At 46.3% G+C, this 17,703-nt stretch carries 18 protein-coding genes; 12 read left to right on the top strand and 6 right to left on the bottom strand.

The window, feature by feature from the left end:
* The first annotated feature begins 9 nt into the window (after window positions 1–9).
* A complete protein-coding gene (locus tag AACQ17_RS09260; protein WP_013855946.1) occupies window positions 10–510 on the top strand; it encodes a DUF3299 domain-containing protein in 501 nt (166 codons plus the stop codon).
* Between the two features lie 295 nt (window positions 511–805).
* Window positions 806–1,705, top strand: coding sequence for a TIGR03899 family protein (locus AACQ17_RS09255; protein ID WP_013855945.1), 900 nt, complete (start codon window positions 806–808; stop codon window positions 1,703–1,705).
* A gap of 43 nt (window positions 1,706–1,748) precedes the next feature.
* On the opposite strand, the gene cysC is transcribed toward AACQ17_RS09255, so the two are convergent.
* The 4 genes from cysC to cobA form a co-directional block, all read right to left on the bottom strand.
* Window positions 1,749–2,366 (bottom strand): adenylyl-sulfate kinase, encoded by a 618-nt coding sequence (cysC, locus tag AACQ17_RS09250; RefSeq protein WP_013855944.1) that lies wholly within the window; start codon window positions 2,364–2,366, stop codon window positions 1,749–1,751.
* Window positions 2,367–2,444: 78 nt separating this feature from the next.
* Window positions 2,445–3,875, bottom strand: a complete 1,431-nt coding sequence (cysN, locus tag AACQ17_RS09245; RefSeq protein ID WP_094146934.1) for a sulfate adenylyltransferase subunit CysN — start codon at window positions 3,873–3,875, stop codon at window positions 2,445–2,447.
* Window positions 3,876–3,892: 17 nt separating this feature from the next.
* Window positions 3,893–4,801: a sulfate adenylyltransferase subunit CysD gene (gene cysD, locus AACQ17_RS09240; protein ID WP_029190035.1), complete on the bottom strand. Its 909-nt coding sequence runs from the start codon at window positions 4,799–4,801 to the stop codon at window positions 3,893–3,895.
* 91 nt (window positions 4,802–4,892) lie between these two features.
* Window positions 4,893–5,771, bottom strand: a complete 879-nt coding sequence (gene cobA / locus AACQ17_RS09235) for a uroporphyrinogen-III C-methyltransferase (RefSeq protein ID WP_019281492.1) — start codon at window positions 5,769–5,771, stop codon at window positions 4,893–4,895.
* Window positions 5,772–6,060: 289 nt separating this feature from the next.
* Here cobA and cpdB point away from each other — a divergent pair, with 289 nt between their 5' ends.
* The 8 genes from cpdB (at window position 6,061) to AACQ17_RS09195 (ending at window position 14,097) form a co-directional block, all read left to right on the top strand.
* A complete protein-coding gene (gene cpdB, locus AACQ17_RS09230) occupies window positions 6,061–8,022 on the top strand; it encodes a 2',3'-cyclic-nucleotide 2'-phosphodiesterase (protein WP_019281493.1) in 1,962 nt (653 codons plus the stop codon).
* 319 nt (window positions 8,023–8,341) lie between these two features.
* Entirely contained in the window at window positions 8,342–8,929 is a 588-nt protein-coding gene (locus AACQ17_RS09225; RefSeq protein ID WP_019281494.1) for a DedA family protein, read from the top strand.
* Complete coding sequence (locus AACQ17_RS09220; RefSeq protein WP_019281495.1) at window positions 8,926–10,059, top strand: hypothetical protein; 1,134 nt, start codon at window positions 8,926–8,928, stop codon at window positions 10,057–10,059. Before AACQ17_RS09225 ends, AACQ17_RS09220 begins: the two co-directional genes overlap by 4 nt.
* 34 nt (window positions 10,060–10,093) lie before the next feature.
* A complete protein-coding gene (locus AACQ17_RS09215; protein ID WP_019281496.1) occupies window positions 10,094–10,642 on the top strand; it encodes a hypothetical protein in 549 nt (182 codons plus the stop codon).
* A gap of 1 nt (window position 10,643) precedes the next feature.
* Complete coding sequence (locus AACQ17_RS09210) at window positions 10,644–11,411, top strand: NRDE family protein (RefSeq protein ID WP_094146935.1); 768 nt, start codon at window positions 10,644–10,646, stop codon at window positions 11,409–11,411.
* A gap of 10 nt (window positions 11,412–11,421) precedes the next feature.
* Window positions 11,422–11,859, top strand: coding sequence for a YHS domain-containing (seleno)protein (locus tag AACQ17_RS09205; RefSeq protein ID WP_094146936.1), 438 nt, complete (start codon window positions 11,422–11,424; stop codon window positions 11,857–11,859).
* 13 nt (window positions 11,860–11,872) lie between these two features.
* Complete coding sequence (locus AACQ17_RS09200; protein ID WP_094146937.1) at window positions 11,873–12,325, top strand: hypothetical protein; 453 nt, start codon at window positions 11,873–11,875, stop codon at window positions 12,323–12,325.
* Window positions 12,326–12,327: 2 nt separating this feature from the next.
* Window positions 12,328–14,097, top strand: a complete 1,770-nt coding sequence (locus AACQ17_RS09195) for a lysophospholipid acyltransferase family protein (RefSeq protein WP_094146938.1) — start codon at window positions 12,328–12,330, stop codon at window positions 14,095–14,097.
* 50 nt (window positions 14,098–14,147) lie between these two features.
* Here AACQ17_RS09195 and dbpA read toward each other — a convergent pair whose 3' ends face one another.
* Window positions 14,148–15,533: an ATP-dependent RNA helicase DbpA gene (gene dbpA, locus AACQ17_RS09190; RefSeq protein ID WP_017042859.1), complete on the bottom strand. Its 1,386-nt coding sequence runs from the start codon at window positions 15,531–15,533 to the stop codon at window positions 14,148–14,150.
* A gap of 177 nt (window positions 15,534–15,710) precedes the next feature.
* Between dbpA and AACQ17_RS09185 the strand changes: the two genes are divergently transcribed.
* Window positions 15,711–16,163, top strand: coding sequence for a GNAT family N-acetyltransferase (locus tag AACQ17_RS09185; RefSeq protein WP_013855931.1), 453 nt, complete (start codon window positions 15,711–15,713; stop codon window positions 16,161–16,163).
* 23 nt (window positions 16,164–16,186) lie between these two features.
* Here AACQ17_RS09185 and AACQ17_RS09180 read toward each other — a convergent pair whose 3' ends face one another.
* On the bottom strand, window positions 16,187–16,750 hold the full coding sequence (locus AACQ17_RS09180) for a LysM-like peptidoglycan-binding domain-containing protein (protein ID WP_026027801.1): 564 nt from the start codon (window positions 16,748–16,750) through the stop codon (window positions 16,187–16,189).
* A 235-nt stretch (window positions 16,751–16,985) separates the two neighbouring features.
* Between AACQ17_RS09180 and AACQ17_RS09175 the strand changes: the two genes are divergently transcribed.
* Window positions 16,986–17,606, top strand: coding sequence for an FKBP-type peptidyl-prolyl cis-trans isomerase (locus AACQ17_RS09175; protein WP_010318783.1), 621 nt, complete (start codon window positions 16,986–16,988; stop codon window positions 17,604–17,606).
* Window positions 17,607–17,703 lie beyond the last annotated feature (97 nt).

Here is a 17,703-nt window from a genome sequence, read left to right as displayed (position 1 = left end):
GACTTAACGATGAAAAAACTACTGCTTATCAGCACGCTGCTGCTATCAGGCTTGTTACCGATGTACGCACAAAGTAATGAGCAAGTACTGACGCTCGATTGGATCGATCTGATCCCCGAGAACGAACGTAACCAATTCAACGCCGATGGCATGCCAGCATTGAACCATGATGGCGAAATGACGGCTGCACAATCAAAAATCGGCGGGGTTAGAAAAGAGCTCAATGGCAGCGTGGTCAAAATACCCGGCTTTGTGATCCCACTGGAAGGTGACGCCAATAACGTTACTGAGTTTCTACTGGTGCCCTACTTTGGCGCATGCATTCACGTGCCGCCACCGCCACCAAATCAAATTATTTATGTGAAATATCCGCAAGGTGCTCCAATCCAGCAGCTCTGGGATGTAATTTATCTGATTGGGACACTGAAAACCGAAAGTGTTAGCCACGATCTGGCCGAAACAGCGTATGTGATCGAAGGCACTGCGATCGAAGAATACGACGACATGTAGTTAACAAAATAGCAACCTATTGATTCATCTAAACTAAACGATATATTTAGATAAATACGCTAGCAAAGCGACATATATCAACAATAGTAAAGTAATCGATAGGTGCTTTTTCAGTCTATTTTCTTTCCAACACTTCATAAGCGCCCCACAAATTCCGATAACAATTTTAACAAGTTATTATCATTAGGGATAGCGCAAATTTATGATCTAGAACGAATGTTTTTCCTAGATGGAAAATGCGTTACACGTTACATTTTAATCCATGAATGAAATGGGTGATTGAAGCGGACATAAAATGGCAGATACCAACAACCCTGTAGTGATTGAACATCAAGCCAACTCAGGTCAAAGCCACGAAAAAAAATCGAGCTATATCAAAGACAGTGGTAGTCGCATTTTGAATATTGCTCAATATCACGGCTTAGATGCGCTGCTACAAACGGATCCGCCAGAAAAAACCTCGCTTGATCGCGCCTTATTTAGAGAACAGCAACGTAAAGAACAGCGACAAAAAAACCTAGAGCAGATCGTCAAACTGGCGCATATCTCTTGTAAAAATGAGACCGCGGGAGAGCCTGATCAAGATTGGTTACACCGCTTTTTCGATATGGCGCAAGACATCCACAACTCTTCGATGCAGCGACTTTGGGCGCAAGTACTCAAACGCGAGGTGACCAACCCCGGTTCAACCTCAATGAAAGCACTGCAAGTATTACAAGACATGACACCAAAAGAGGCGCAGATACTCCAAAAAGCCTCAGCGTTAGCCTGCTGTTTTGGTAGCGATAACAGCCGCAAGCTGTTGGTCGGCATTCGTGCTACTAACGGTATTTTTAGTTTAGGGAAGCGCATCAGCACATTTGTCATCAATATGGGTAGTTTCCAATTACCCTATTCGAGCCTGTTGGTACTGATCGAGCTTGGCTTACTGCATGCCACTGAACTGGAATCTGGAGAAATTGAACTTGAACCGGCACTGCTGTTGACCTATCAAGGCAAGAATCTGTCACTGCAATCGATGAGTAAAGGGGTAAGGCTGCTCTATTACCGTTTCAGTCCCACTGGCAATGAGCTGTGTAAGCTACTGGGTAATAAACCGAATATGCAGTACTACGATCAGATGTTGGCGGTGCTTAGCCAGAAATTCACTGTCCACACCGAAGTTGCCAGCAGCTCTTTTCATCACGCCGTCTAGCCTCAAAAAATAAAGGGCTCAAGCTGATGAGCCCTCTTCTACATTAGGCGATAATCGCTCGCACTTGCAGCGCTGTTAGGCAAATTTCCACCAGCTCATCAATGCTTTTTTCGCCAGCCGCAAGATCGATCTCAGGGCTTTGCGGCGACTCATACTCAGAGTCAATGCCCGTAAAATTACTGATTTCACCAGCGCGCGCTTTTTTATACAGCCCCTTCGGGTCACGCTGCTCGCACACGTCCAACTTGGTATTGACAAACACTTCGATGAATTCACCTTGTGGCAGCATATCGCGCACTAATTGACGCTCAGCGCGATGCGGTGAAATGAATGCTGATAACACGATTAACCCAGCATCGGCCATCAGCTTCGCGAGTTCACCAATACGGCGAATATTTTCTCGCCGATCTTGCTCTGAGAACCCAAGGTCGCTGCACAAGCCGTGGCGTACATTATCCCCATCGAGTAAATAGGTGTGATACCCGAGTTGAGCTAAACGCTGTTCCAACGCACCAGCAATGGTTGATTTTCCCGCCCCTGACAACCCCGTAAACCACAATACTGCTGGCTGTTGTTGTTTTAAATTGGCGCGGAACGACTTATCCACCGTATGCTGATGCCAGACAACATTTTCATCTTTATTGGCCAAATTCGTACTCATTACTCAATCCTTTTTTGTCTCAAACTAGCCAATAGAGGGACGCTGTAAGCGGCAATCCCTCCCACCGAATCACCACAGTTAAGCCTTGAGTAACTGACGAAGATCTTTGGCTTCCCAGTGTGGAAAGTGCTTGCGGATCAAGGTATTCAATTCCACTTCAAATGCAGAATGGGCGCCTTGAGCATGAGTGATGTTTTGCAAACTATCTCGAACCAAGCCCGCTCCCACCGTCACATTCGTCAGGCGATCGATGATGATAAAACCGCCAGTATTGGCACTGTCTAAGTATTTATCCAGCGCGATCGACTCTGTTAGCGACCATTCACACAAGCCAATGCCATTGAGCGGCAACTCTTCACTGTGATAATTCGATAAATTATTAATATCGTACTGGTGACGCACCGCTTGCAACTGACCGACAGTTTTCTTACCCGCAATTTTGATGTTGTATTCACGCCCGGCTTTGAGTGGTTGTTCTGTCATCCAGACCACATCGGCTAATAGATGGTTAGTTGATTCAACCTGCGCTCCTTGCAGCACAATAAGATCACCACGGCTGATGTCAATTTCATCGCTGAGCGTTAACGTCACCGCTTGGCCTGCTTGCGCTTGCGGCAAATCTCCATCGAAAGTAACAATACGTGCCACGGTGGATGTTTTTCCAGACGGAAGTGCAGTGATTGCATCTCCAACGCTGATGCTGCCCGCTGCAATCGTGCCAGCAAAACCGCGAAAATCGAGATTCGGTCGGTTCACATACTGCACTGGAAAACGAAACTCACCGGCTCCTTTTTGCTGATCAACGTCCACCGTTTCAAGCAGCTCCAGCAGTGATGGGCCTTGATACCAACGCATATGTTGGCTTGCTTCGACCACGTTGTCCCCTTCCAGAGCAGAAAGCGGGATGATCTGAATATCAGTATCACCTTGCAGATGCTTTGAAAATTCCACGTAGTCTTGACGGATCTGCTCAAAACGCTCTTGTGAGTAATCGACCAGATCCATCTTATTCACCGCCACCACAAAATGCTTCAAACCTAACAGATTAGCAATGAATGAGTGGCGACGCGTTTGATCCAAAATGCCTTTACGGGCATCGATCAAAATCACCGCGAGATCGCAAGTGGATGCGCCTGTCGCCATATTGCGCGTGTACTGCTCATGCCCCGGAGTATCGGCAATGATGAATTTGCGTTTTTGAGTAGAGAAATAGCGATACGCCACGTCAATGGTGATCCCTTGCTCACGTTCCGCTTGCAGGCCATCAACTAACAGAGCTAAATCGGGGCGCTCGCCCGTCGTGCCAACACGCTGGCTATCGGAATGGACGGCGGCCAGTTGATCTTCATAAATCTGTTTTGTGTCATGAAGCAAACGACCAATCAAGGTACTTTTTCCATCATCAACTGAGCCACAAGTCAGAAATCTCAGTAACGATTTGTGCTGGTGTTGCGTGAGATAAGCTTCAATACCGATCTCAGAAAGCTGAGCCTGAACTGCACTATTCATAATCTTTCCTTAGAGGCTTAGAAATAACCTTGGCGTTTTTTCAATTCCATCGATCCTGATTGATCGTGGTCGATCGCGCGGCCTTGTCGTTCACTGGAAGTGGCCACCAGCATCTCTTCAATGATGCCCGTTAGCGTATTGGCCTCTGATTCAATTGCGCCAGTAAGTGGATAACAACCTAACGTGCGAAAACGCACACTCTTGTGCTGAACTTCTTCTCCAGGTTGCAGCTTCATCCGCTCATCATCGACCATGATCAGCATCCCATCGCGTTCGACAACTGGGCGAATGTCCGATAAATACAGCGGTACGATCTCGATGTTTTCCAAATAGATGTATTGCCAAATATCCAATTCAGTCCAGTTCGACAATGGGAAAACACGAATGCTCTCACCTTTATTGATTTGGCCGTTGTAGGTTTTCCATAGCTCCGGACGCTGGTTCTTCGGATCCCACGTGTGGTTCTTGTCACGAAAAGAATAAACACGCTCTTTCGCGCGTGATTTCTCTTCATCACGACGCGCACCACCAAAAGCAGCATCAAAACCATATTGGTTCAACGCTTGTTTTAAACCTTGGGTTTTCATGATGTCAGTATGCTTTGAAGAACCATGCTCAAAAGGGCTGATCCCCATCGCGATCCCTTCTGGGTTTTTGTGTACCAAAAGCTCAAAACCATACTTGTGCGCCATACGATCACGAAATTCGATCATTTCACGAAATTTCCAATCGGTGTCCACATGCAGTAGTGGGAAGGGAATTCTCCCCGGATAAAAAGCCTTGCGCGCTAAATGCAGCATCACCGAAGAGTCTTTACCAATCGAATACATCATTACTGGGTTATCAAATTCAGCGGCCACTTCACGTAAAATATGAATACTTTCGGCTTCGAGCTGTTGTAAATGGGTTAAGCGTTGTTGATCCATCTGCATGCTTCCTTTTCGCTCGCATTGCGAGCCTTGTGCAATGAGAAATTGGTTTGAGTATTGAGTTGGAACTAACTGACTAGCCTTGCAATCAGGCGTAATTCACTTGGTTTTGCTGCGCGGGTTGTTCACCAAACCAATGCAGTTTTTCCGACAGCGCCACCACTTCGCCCACCACAATCAAGGCCGGAGCCTGCGCCCGCGCCGCCAGTTGTGATAAGTCACTGAGCTGCCCTTTGAAGACTTTTTGCGAACGCTGAGTACCGCGTTCAATAATCGCGATTGGTGTGTTGGCTTGGCGTCCATGTTCAATCAACTGCTGCTGGATATAACTCGACTTCATCAAGCCCATGTAAATGACTAAGGTTTGATTACCACGTGCCAGTGTTGACCAATCCATGTCATCGTTTTCCGCTTTAAGGTGACCGGTGACAAACAGAGCGGATTGCGCATAATCGCGATGAGTCAGTGGAATTCCCGCATAGGCCGTTGCGCCTGCCGCCGCTGTAATACCGGGGATCACCTGGAATTTCACCCCCGCATCAAACAGCACTTCCAACTCTTCACCACCGCGGCCAAACATAAACGGATCGCCGCCTTTAATACGCACGACTTTGTAACCTTGCTGCGCAAAATCGATCAGCAATTGATTGGTTTTTTCTTGAGGAACACTATGGTGTCCAGCGCGCTTACCCACGCAGACTAAGATGGTATCGCTCGGCACCAGCGCCATAATTTCATCAGACACTAGGTAGTCGTACAACACCACGTCAGCTTGTTGTAGAAAGCTCAACGCTTTGAGCGTCAGCAGTTCTGGGTCGCCCGGCCCTGCACCAATCAAAGCCACTTCACCGCAGGTCAATTGGCTTTTGACGTACGATGGAGCGCTACTTGCCAAAGCATTATTGTTGACCGCAACTAAGCGCGGCCCTTTGATTGGCAACTGAGAAATGGTTTCCGTCGTACTCATTGTTGTTATCCATAACTTAATTCATGGATGCATTATGGCGGGCTCTTCATATTACCTGAAATTCTAAAATTTCATTTTTTATATCAAAAGCTGATAAGGGAATGGATAATTCCGAATAAGAAGTGACTATCTCTCTGATTAAAAGCCAATCAATGATGAGATCTTGTCGACAGAATGCCGGTGAGTTAACGCGTAACATCACAAATTGATATTCATTGAAATCATCGTTTCATAAGATTTTGTTACATTAGACGAGTTATTTGTTCCCTACCCCTAACTGGAGTACACAATGAAAGTGGCAGTGAAACCTCTCTCCATCGCGATTTTGAGCGGTATGTTAGCAATGGCTGGCCCAGCAATGGCGGACACCATTAAACTGCGTATCGTCGAAACGACCGATATTCACACAAATGTGATGGATTACGATTACTACAAAGACAAACCATCGAACCAAATTGGTTTATCTCGTGCGGCGACGTTAGTGAAGCAAGCGCGCAGCGAAGTCGAAAACAGCATTTTGGTCGATAACGGTGATTTGCTCCAAGGTAGCCCAATGGGCGACTATATGGCCGCCAAAGGCATCAAGGTTGGTGAGGTTCACCCAGTTTACAAAGCGATGAATCAGCTCGGCTACGATGTGGGTAACATTGGTAACCATGAATTTAACTACGGTTTGTCCTTTTTAAAGGAGAGTATTAACGACGCCGCATTCCCGTATGTCAATGCCAACGTCTATGACCAACAAACGGGCAAACACCTCTTCAATCCCTATCTCATTAAAACGCACACGTTCAAAGATACCGATGGCAAAGAGCACCAAATTAAAGTGGGTTACATTGGTTTTGTCCCACCACAAATCATGGTGTGGGATAAGAAAAACCTGGATGGCAAAGTGTTTGCCAAAGACATCAAGCAAACAGCCGAGGAGCTGATCCCGCAGATGAAAAAAGAGGGTGCCGATGTGATCGTGGCAATCCCGCACTCTGGTGTCTCAGCTAACCCATATTCCGTTGGTGCAGAAAACTCGGTTTACTACCTCACCCAAGTAGAAGGCATTGACGCGATTGCTTTTGGTCACTCTCACGCGGTATTCCCTAGCCAAGATTTTGCCAAACTGCCAGGAGCAGATGTGACTAAAGGCACCATTAATGGCGTAACCGCTGTCATGCCGGGGCGCTGGGGTAGCCATGTTGGTGTGATGGATCTGACTTTGCAAAGCAAAGATGGCCAATGGTCAGTCGTGAATGGTCAATCCCAAGCTCGCCCAATCTTCGATAAAGCCAATAAGAAATCATTGGCAGCAGCCGATACAGGCATAGTGAAAGCCTTAGAGTCGGACCATAAAGGCACGCGAGATTTCGTGAATCAACCGATTGGCCAAGCGAATGATGTGATGTACAGCTTTTTAGCCTTGGTGCAAGATGACCCAACCGTGCAAATCGTTAACCTTGCACAAAAAGATTATGTGGAACGCTTTATTCAAGGCGACCCTGATCTTGATGGTTTGCCGGTGTTATCGGCCGCAGCCCCTTTCAAAGTTGGTGGCCGTAAAGATGATCCTGCCGGTTTCACCGAAGTCGAAGCTGGCCAACTGACATTTCGTAACGCAGCAGATCTCTATCTTTACCCTAATACATTAGTCGCGCTGAAAATGACGGGTAAAGAAGTGAAGGAGTGGTTGGAATGCAGCGCGGGGCAGTTTAATCAGATTGATCCGCACAGCACTCAACCACAATCCTTGATCAATTGGGCTGATTTCCGCACGTATAACTTTGATGTGATGGATGGGGTGAATTACCAAATCGATGTTACTCAACCTGCCAAATACGATGGTGATTGCAAAGTGGCGAATAAAGATGCTGAGCGCATTGTAGGATTAACTTATCAAGGTAAACCTATCGATGTAAAACAGACCTTTATTGTCGCCACCAATAACTACCGCGCTTACAGCAATAAATTTGCAGGCACTGGCGCACAATTTGTTGCCTTTGACTCACCCGACGAAAACCGCACGGCCGTCGCCAACTACATTTCGCGCGTGAGTAAAGAAAAAGGTCAAGTTACGCCAAGTGCTGATAACAACTGGTCGTTTGCTCCGATTAAAACCAATACTGCATTAGATATTCGTTTTGAAACCTCTCCAAGCGAGAAAGCAGCACAGTTCATCAAAGAGAAAGGCCAATACCCAATGACTTTGGTGGAAAACGATGAGGTTGGTTTTGCGGTTTACAAGATTGACCTTACCCAATAAACCCCCACTCAAATCGATTGAAAGAGGCCTATGAGTTAAGGCGCTTTCACCCCACAAACGCAGCCTTTCGCTGCGTTTTTTATTTCCCGCTCGACAACCCTAACTCTGATCTTGATGGTTCTTGACTATCCACGCTTCATTTAAGGCTCGTTACAACCTCTGTTTAATTTTCAAACATTAGTTTGATTAAATTTAATTATAAAAATTCATCAAACATGCAATTTTTCTATTCTTTGGCAGGTCTTTGTCCTCGTAATGAGAATAAAAGCGCAATCAGCGCCTTATTCTATACTTGATCATAATTTGCTAAGGAGGAAGTGTGGCGCTTGCTATCGACATTCAAACCTTTCTAACAGCCGAAAGTCATTCACTGACTTTACTATTCATCGGCGTAATTTTGCTTTCCTATTTGTTAGAGGATGTCGCTATTGTCACCGCCGCCACACTGGCTTTGCAAAATCTCATGCCCCCCGGCTTGGCGTTGTTGGCTATTTTTGTCGGCATTGTTAGTGGCGATCTCGGTTTGTATTACTTAGGCCAAGTGGCACAACGCGTTCGTCCGCTTCGTTATCAAGCGCTGACCAATAAACATTTTCGAACCGTCCGTCGCAAACTGCACCATCATACTTTTTTAAATCTGTTTATTATTCGCTTTGTCCCCGGCCTAAGAACGGTGGGCTTTACTTTGAGCGGCTTTTTTTCTATTCCGTTGGCGCTATTTCTGTGCTCCGTACTGACGGCCACAGCACTGTGGACACTGATCGTTTTTTCAACGCTTTATTACCTAGGGAGTCAGGTTTGGCAACAGTCCTCTCATTATCAATGGATCATTATTCCTATCGCGGTTGGGCTATTAATGCTCACTAATCGTCTTCTCAACAAATCATTTTCTAAAGGATTGTCATGAACGCCAAATTAGAAATACCTTGCATTACACATGGCAAAATCAACGCGGGTATGCCGCTTTTAGAGCAAGACACCAAACGCAGCATTTCTCCTTATGAATTTCTGCCCAGTTGGTTTTTCTACACTCCGGTGGTGATTCAAAGCCTGCTGCAAGGGCTGCGTTATGGCAACTGGGGCTTACCCTTAATTGCAAACCCCGGCATCAAGCTCAGCGGCATGGTTGGAGAGTCAAAACACGACATTCTTAATCTAGCCGGTGAATACGCTCAGCAGTGGATATCGCCCTTTATCACCCGAACGAAAAGCCATCAAACCGCTCAGCAGCAAACAGCACAGGCTCTGTCTGCAATGCAACAAGCATCGTTGGATTTCCCTCTTGTCGCTAAACCAGATTTAGGCTGCCGCGGCGTAGGCGTAAAACTGCTGCAAAATGAACAGCAACTGAGTGACTACATTCAATCATTCCCAATTAACGCCCGTTTTTTACTGCAACAAAAAGCGCCGTATCAAGCTGAAGCTGGCGTGTTTTATGTGCGCTATCCCGGTGAGGCTCAAGGCAACATTATTTCCATCACGCTTAAATACGCCCCGTTTGTCACTGGGGATGGCATTCACACTTTAAAGCAGTTAATTGAACGCTGCCCACGCGCAGGGCAACTCCCTCATCTCTATTTTCCTCGCCACCTTGAGAAGCTCGATTGGGTTCTTGAAGCAGGGCAAGAGTTTCAACTCGCCTTTGCGGGCAGCCATAGTCGCGGATCGATTTTCCGCAATGGTAACCGTTACATTACTCGCGCTCTCACCAACAAGTTAGATGAGATTTTTAACAATGTTGACGGGTTTCACTATGGGCGGCTCGATATCAAGTTTGCCAATATTCACCAATTGATGGCTGGAGAACAGTTCACGATTTTGGAAATCAATGGCGCAAGCAGTGAAGCCGCTCATATTTGGGATAGAGAAACACCGCTGCGAGAGATCTTCTCGACCTTACTCAGACAGTACCGAATCTTATTCGACATTGGCGCGCAACAGCGAAAGTTAGGCCATCAAACACCCAAAATGGCTGAACTGCTGAACGCTTGGCGCAAAGAAAAGGCCTTAACCGAACACTACCCAAGCACGGATTAACCTTATCCATAAGAACAATCATAGGGATAGAAATATGTTTGCAATCACCACAAGTTCACAACAAAGCGCATCGCAGCCTAATCATGCCCCCGTGATCCAAGGCGGCATTGAAACACTGGAACAAGCGCACCAGTTTCTCGAACAGTTAGAAGATAGGCACTACACCCACTTAGCCACGCCAATTGTCGCCAGTTCAGTGGGGCAACATTTTCGTCATTGGTTGGATCTGTTTCATGCGCTGGCTAACTCAACTAGCACTATTGATTACAACCAACGCCGTCGGGGCCACCTCGTTGAGACGTCCCGCGCTGCGGCCTTGGCCGAAATTGAGTATTTAATTCAATGGTTAACGCAGTGCTCGGCCTCACTCCAAAAATCCGTTACGGTACTTGTTGAAACCTCATTGCAGGAAACGCAAGTGTGCTCTCTCTCATCAACATGGGAGCGAGAGTTAAGCTTCGCCACTTTGCATGCACAGCACCATTTTGCGATGGCTAAAGTGGTCGCTCATTTGCTGCATGTAGAAACCGATGCCGCTTTCGGCTTAGCGCCAGCCACGGCCTCCTTCATTCGGAGGCAATAACATGTGCTCAGTTTCTTGGTTACTCGACAAACACGGCTATCATCTGTTTTTTAACCGTGATGAACAAAAAAACCGCCCATTAGCGTTGCCGCCTAAACAATACACGCAAGCTGGTGTTGAAGTGTTGATGCCGATTGATCCTGCCGGTGAAGGCAGTTGGATCAGCCTTAATGAATGCGGTTTGGCTTTGTGCTTGCTCAATAATTACCAAGGTAAAACCCCCCAAGGAGCCGATGCCGAACGCTTAGTGAGCCGCGGTCAATTGCTTAAGCATTTATCCAGTCAAGTCAGTGTCGAGAAGGTTATCCAAGCGTTTACACAGCTTAATCTTCAGCAATTTGCACCATTCACTTTGCTTGCTTTCGACCCTAATTTAACTGATGTACAAGGCAATGTAATGGCTCTGGCGTGGAATGGTGAACAGAGCCAAATCGCGGTGACGCAATCGCCTCTATTTTCATCCAGTGTCGATTTAGAACAGGTGCAACACTACCGCTCGCAGCTCTATCAAGCTTTAATCGCCGAGGAAGATAGTGTGCAACAGCGACTAAAGTTTCACGCCCACCACCATGTCGCCCATCCACATTGGGCACCCTGTATGCATCGTCAAGATGCGCACACCGTTAGCTTTACCTATTTACGCGTCACACAACAGCAGCAGTATATGACCTATATCTCAGGTTCACCTTGCTTACAGCTCAGTGAGACATCACTCCACCAGCAGCGTGATGAGATCGACAAAACCACACCTTGGGTCGCCAATTTATGAGGAATCAACAATGAAACGTTTACTAGGACTATTACTGCTGTTTGTCAGCAGCGTGAGCCTCGCTGAGGATGAAATTTACACCAGCTTTCTGAGCAATAAAGCGCTGAGTGGTTATGACACCGTCGCCTACTTCACCGAAGGAGAGCCAGTAAAAGGCTCCTCCGATTTTTCGACCCTTTATAAAAATGCGCAGTGGTATTTTTCTTCAAAAGAGAACCTTGAACTGTTTCTGAATAACCCTAACCAATATGCGCCGCAGTATGGCGGCTACTGCGCTTGGGCCGTCTCTGAAAAGAACGATTTTGCTCCGGGAGATCCCAATCAATGGGCGATTGTCGACGACAAGCTCTATCTCAATTACGACAAAAAGATCAAAACATTATGGGATGCCAACCAAGCGGTGCACATCCAACAAGCCGATAAAAATTGGCCCAATTTAATTAAGTAGTAGGAGCCACACCATGACGTTTAAAGCTAGCCAGCATCTCCCCTCAATCTTGATTGCGTTTGTTTTTATTCAATCGCTTGTCTTTAAGTTTTCCGGCTCTTACGAAACCAACTATATTTTTGGCACCTTAGGTGCGTGGTCTGGCCTCGGTTGGTTTGCTGTATATGGCGGGTATTTAATCGGAACGGCTGAACTGATAGCCTCTATTTTGCTGTTTAGCCGCTGGCATGGCCTTGGTGCACTGATGAGCGTCGGCATTATGAGTGGTGCGATTTTCTTTCATTTATTTACGCCTCTTGGCATTGTGATGCCAGAGTTTAACCAAGTAGGAGAAGTGGTCGGCAATGATAGCGGCCTGCTATTTGCGATGGCTTGTCTTGTTTGGTTGTGTGCGGCTTTTTTGGTGCGACGTGATCTCAAAAACGGTGATGGTTTATTGCACCAGTGGCTGAATAAAGGAGTGTGATTATGCTAGCCAGTCCTTTTCGTTTACCGCGGCACACCCCATTTGGCGTCGCAGAATCGATTGTTGAATGGGCCTCTGGGCTTGCAACACTGGATAAACTGTATCAGCAGCGTCCTGCCAAACCCTCTTGCTTTGAGTTTATGCGCTACACGCTAGCGGCACTCAATATCGAATATCGCCTTGCTTTGGGCAGCATCGATAACATTCCACAAACAGGGCCGGTGGTGATCGTCGCTAACCACCCGCTGGGCGCAATTGAAGGGGTGATATTAGCCGATTTAATTGGTTCAGTACGCACCGATATTAAAGTGCTGGCGAATCAGTTGCTAAAGCGCCTGCCTGAAATTAGTGAACTCTTTATCGGTGTCGATGTGTTCAATAGCAAAAGTGCTCGCAGCACCAATGCGCAAGCCATTCGAGATGCGAATCTTCATTTGGCTCAAGGTGGCTTATTGATTATCTTCCCTGCTGGTGAGGTATCTACTTACCCCAAAGGATCGCAAACACTGTCGGATATCGAATGGAGTCAATCCGTCGCCAAATTTGTTAAACGCGCCCAAGCCACCACCGTCCCGATCTTTATTAATGGTAAAAATAGCGCACTGTTTTATCAAGCGGGGCGAATTCATCCACTACTACGAACGGCATTGCTCGGCCGCGAGCTACTGAATAAGCAGGCGCACAACATTGAAATTTCCATCGGCAATCCCATCCCCTATTCCGAAGTAAAAGCATTTGAACAAGAACGGGACATTGTTCATTATCTGCGTCTCAATACCTATTTAATGAGTGCAGCACCCACTGCAACGCCATCCTCACCAGAGTTAGTAACATCGCCCCTTCCTATTATTGATGCGCTTATTGTAGAGAAGCTTGAGCAAGATCTCGCCGCGCTGCCAAGCGAAAGCAAGCTCTTAGAGCAAGGTGATTGGATTGTCTATTGCGCCGCAAGCGAGCAGTTGCCCCACATACTGCAAGAGATTGGTCGAATTCGTGAAGAGAGTTTTCGCGCCGTAGGTGAAGGAAGCGGCTTAGCTTGTGATCTTGATGAGTATGATCGCCATTACTACCAACTCTTTGTTTGGCACAAGAAAGACCGTCAAATTGTTGGAGCTTATCGATTGGGGTTAGTGGATGAACTGATAGCGAAGCAAGGGTTAGCAGGGCTCTATTCCCGTAGCTTATTTCAGTATGATGAAGCCTTCATCAACACACTCGATACCAGTATTGAGCTAGGCCGCTCGGTGGTTTCCTCGAAATACCAGCGCAACCTCAACTCACTGTTAATGCTGTGGAAAGGTATTGCTGCGTTTGTCGCGCGTCATCCACAATATACGCACTTGTTTGGCCCAGTAAGCATTAGCAACGATTACAGCCACACCGCGCGACAATTAATGTCCGCCACACTCTCTATTCATCATTATGATCATGAAAAGGCAACCTTGGTTTCACCTTCCACTCCACTACGGTGCAATGGGAACACATTTTGGCAAACCAACTTGCTCTCCTCTTTGGCAAGCATTTCTCTGCTGTCGAAAGTGTTAGCAAAAATGGAAAATGGCAAGGGCCTTCCTGTATTGCTGCGCCAATATTTAGGGATGAATGGCAAGCTCGTCTGTTTTAATGTCGACCCCGCGTTTAACAATGCGTTAGATGGCTTAATTGTAGTGAACTTGAAACAAGTTCCGCTGCATACACTGGCAAAATACATGGGTAAGGAGCAGGCCAGCGCTTATTTGGACTCGACACCCGTCAGTTCAAAACCCTCATAAACGCAAAAGCCAGCGAGTTGTTCGCTGGCTTTAATTCTAAATGAAGGGGCTTATTTTAGAAGGCGTGCTCTAAATTGGCGTCCTTTCATCTTACCGCTTTCCATTTTCTTCAGTGCTTTTTTCGCCACCGATTTATGGACTGCAACGTAGCTGCGCATCGGTAACATGTTAATTTTACCGACATATTGACCGTCAATACCGTCGTTACTGGTCAACGCCCCTAGAATATCTCCCGGGCGCACTTTCTGCTTTTTACCGCCATCAATCTGGATAGTGACCATATTGGCTTGATAAGGCGCGTTGTTTAGCGCACTGGCATCAGGCAATTTAGCAGGTTCGATGGGCATATCCATATATTCATCAATCATCGCCACTCGGTGCATTTCACTGTCACTGAAGAAGCTAAAGGCTAAACCTTTACTGCCCGCTCGACCAGTACGCCCAATGCGGTGCACGTGCACTTCAGGATCACGTGATAACTCAAAGTTAAATACCGCATCTAAGTTATCGACATCAAGGCCACGTGCCGCCACATCGGTTGCAACTAAAATGGAGATACTTTTATTAGCAAACTGCACCAAAGCTTGGTCACGGTCACGCTGCTCTAAATCACCATGCAGTTCCACCACACTAAAGCCCTTGTGATGTAGATCTTCAGCAACACTTTGTACTTCTTTCTTTGTATTACAGAACACCACGGCAGATTCAGGCTGATGGTGTAAAAGCAGCAGTTCTAACGCGCGATCACGCGCCTCTGTTCCCTCTACTTTATAAAAATATTGCTGAATGCTGGACGTATCATGGGTGGATTCAACTTTGACCATTTCAGGCTCACGCATAATCCGCTGCGCAATTTGTTTGATTTGATTTGGGAACGTAGCACTAAACAGCAAGGTTTGACGGCTGGTTGGCGTTTCATTGATGATCGCATCCAGCGCTTCTTGGAAACCCATTTCGAGCATTCGGTCCGCTTCATCAAGCACTAACGTATTGAGTTCAGAGAGATCGATACGACCTTTGTCTAAATGGTCAAGAATACGCCCCGGAGTACCAACCAAAATATGTGCACCGTGCTCTAACGAACCAATTTGTGGCCCCATTGGCATGCCGCCACACAAGGTGAGCACTTTAATATTATGAATGGCGCGGCCGAGTGTACGAATATCCGTTGCGACTTGATCGGCTAACTCCCGCGTTGGGCATAGCACCAAAGCTTGAACGCGAAAACGCTTAACGTTGAGGTTAGATAATACGCCTAAACCAAACGCTGCTGTTTTTCCTGAGCCTGTTTTTCCTTGGCCAATCACATCCTTACCCGCCAAAATGGTTGGCAAGCTTAACGCCTGAATCGGCGTCATCTTGGTGTATCCCAAAGTATCGAGGTTAGAAAGAAGTTCTGGTTGTAGATTTACCGTTGAAAAAGAGAGATTACTCAAGAGACCGTCCTTTCGTTAGACGAAAATTAAACGCCTATTATCGTTATTTAACCTCGTGTGGCTAGTGAATCTTTATTTATCATTCATCAAGTTTGTAGCTCACTCTTAACCTTTGTTAATGAATCATGCACTTAAGCTTGATAGAGTAACGACATCCATTTTTAAAGGGGCACTACGATGATTACTTGGCACTGTCTTTCATTCTCACAATTAACCACTCATCAACTTTATGCGCTACTTAAACTGCGCGTCGATGTCTTTGTGGTCGAACAAACCTGTCCTTACCCTGAATTGGATAATAAGGATATTCAGCCGGGTGTTTTTCATTTAATTGGTGAACAGGATCAGCAGATTGTTGCCTGCGCGCGCTTACTCCCTGCGGGGATTAGCTACCCAAGTGTCAGTATTGGTCGCATTGCAACCCAAAAAGAAGCGAGAGGAAATGGCCTTGGACACCAATTAATGCAGCAAGCATTAGCCGAATGCCAGAAGCTGTGGCCCAATCAAGATATTGAAATTGGTGCACAGCACTATCTTGCTAGCTTCTATCAAAGTTATGGTTTTCAACAAACGTCGGCGATGTATCTAGAAGATGATATCCCGCATATCGACATGCAGCTCAGCAAGTAAATAACCCTCTTGATCAAAGCGTGTTATTTACTACGGCCAAATCCGCCATCTGAGCGCCTGAAAAACATCACTGATTGATCGTTTTTCTCAAGTTGCAAGATATCGAGTTGCCCATCAGCCGCGAGTTTGAAGCGAACTAATTGGCCTTGGGTAATTTGGCTGAGCGGTTTGTCACTGCCTTCAATTTTGACTAAGGCATTAAGATCAGACATCGGTAAATCATTTGCCCGAAAAACCTGCGACAAAGTGTCCCCGTTTTTAACCGTGTACTCTCGCCAGAACTCAGATTTACGATCGGTTTGTTGAGGCGTTTTTTGTTCACTCAACCCAACCGTATTAATGCTGATTTCCACACGCTCACTACTTTTCGGTAGAGCGGCCTGCTCTGTTCGCTCAGGAAAAGGAATAATAATGAGCAAACACACTACTGGAACGATCGCTAATAAAGCGCGCTGGTGAAGCTTAGGCAGCGCCAGCCAAACTGTGCGAACACGTAAAATAAGGCCACGCCAATCGAATGCATGCCACTTCTGTTGGATAAACGCTAAATAATCAGTTTGCGGTTTCTTCTTGTGACGACGATTCATCTTAACCCGTCTCCTTTTCTGTCGAGCTACAGTATAAAAACTCAAGAGGGATCAGTATAGAGCCAAGGTGGCGATAACGTAAACGTTGACACAATCTTGAACATTTTTCTTTGGGATCTGCGATTTGTCACAACCTGAAGGTTCAATATTGGATATTTCCCATTAGCATTTCATCCCATGCTTGAAACTGATATCCTTTGGCACTTGTTTATTTACATAAAAAGAGTGACTGTTTATGTCTGAAGTAAAATTTGACACTGTAGAGCAAAAAGCAAGCTACGGTATCGGTCTACAAATGGGCCAACAACTTGCGGGTAGTGGTCTAGAAGGACTTAACGTTGACGCCATCGCCGCAGGTATCGCAACCGCATTAGTAGGCGACATGCCATCAATTGAAATTGATGAAATCAATAATGCACTGCAAGAGTTGCACATGCGTGCAGAATCTCTACGCCAAGAAGCTGCCAAAGCAGCCGCCGCCGATGGTGAAGTATTCTTAACAGATAACGCACTACGCCCTGAAGTGACCGTGCTTGAATCTGGTCTACAGTACGAAATTCTTACAGAAGGTACGGGGGATATCCCGACATCTGACAAGCAAGTACGTGTTCATTACCACGGTGAATTGACTGATGGTACAGTATTTGATAGCTCTGTATCTCGCGGTCAACCAGCTGAATTCCCAGTAACAGGTGTAATCAAAGGTTGGGTAGAAGCACTACAACTGATGCCTGTGGGTTCAAAATGGAAACTCTATATTCCACAAGATCTTGCCTACGGTGAGCGTGGCGCTGGCGCTGCAATTCCTCCTTTTGCAGCTCTAGTATTTGAAGTAGAGCTACTCGATATTCTATAAATAGAATTGATAGTGAGAAGGTTGGCATTCGCTGACCTTTTTTTATTAGTATTTCTTACTTAGCATCTATCAAAAACGACACTACGCATACTTATCT

The sequence above is a fragment of the Vibrio sp. V10_P2A27P122 genome (genome assembly GCF_963874335.1).
GTDB classification, from domain to species: Bacteria; Pseudomonadota; Gammaproteobacteria; order Enterobacterales; family Vibrionaceae; genus Vibrio; species Vibrio anguillarum.
Note: the sequence above shows the minus strand (reverse complement) of the source record. Positions and strands in the feature narration are given on the sequence as shown.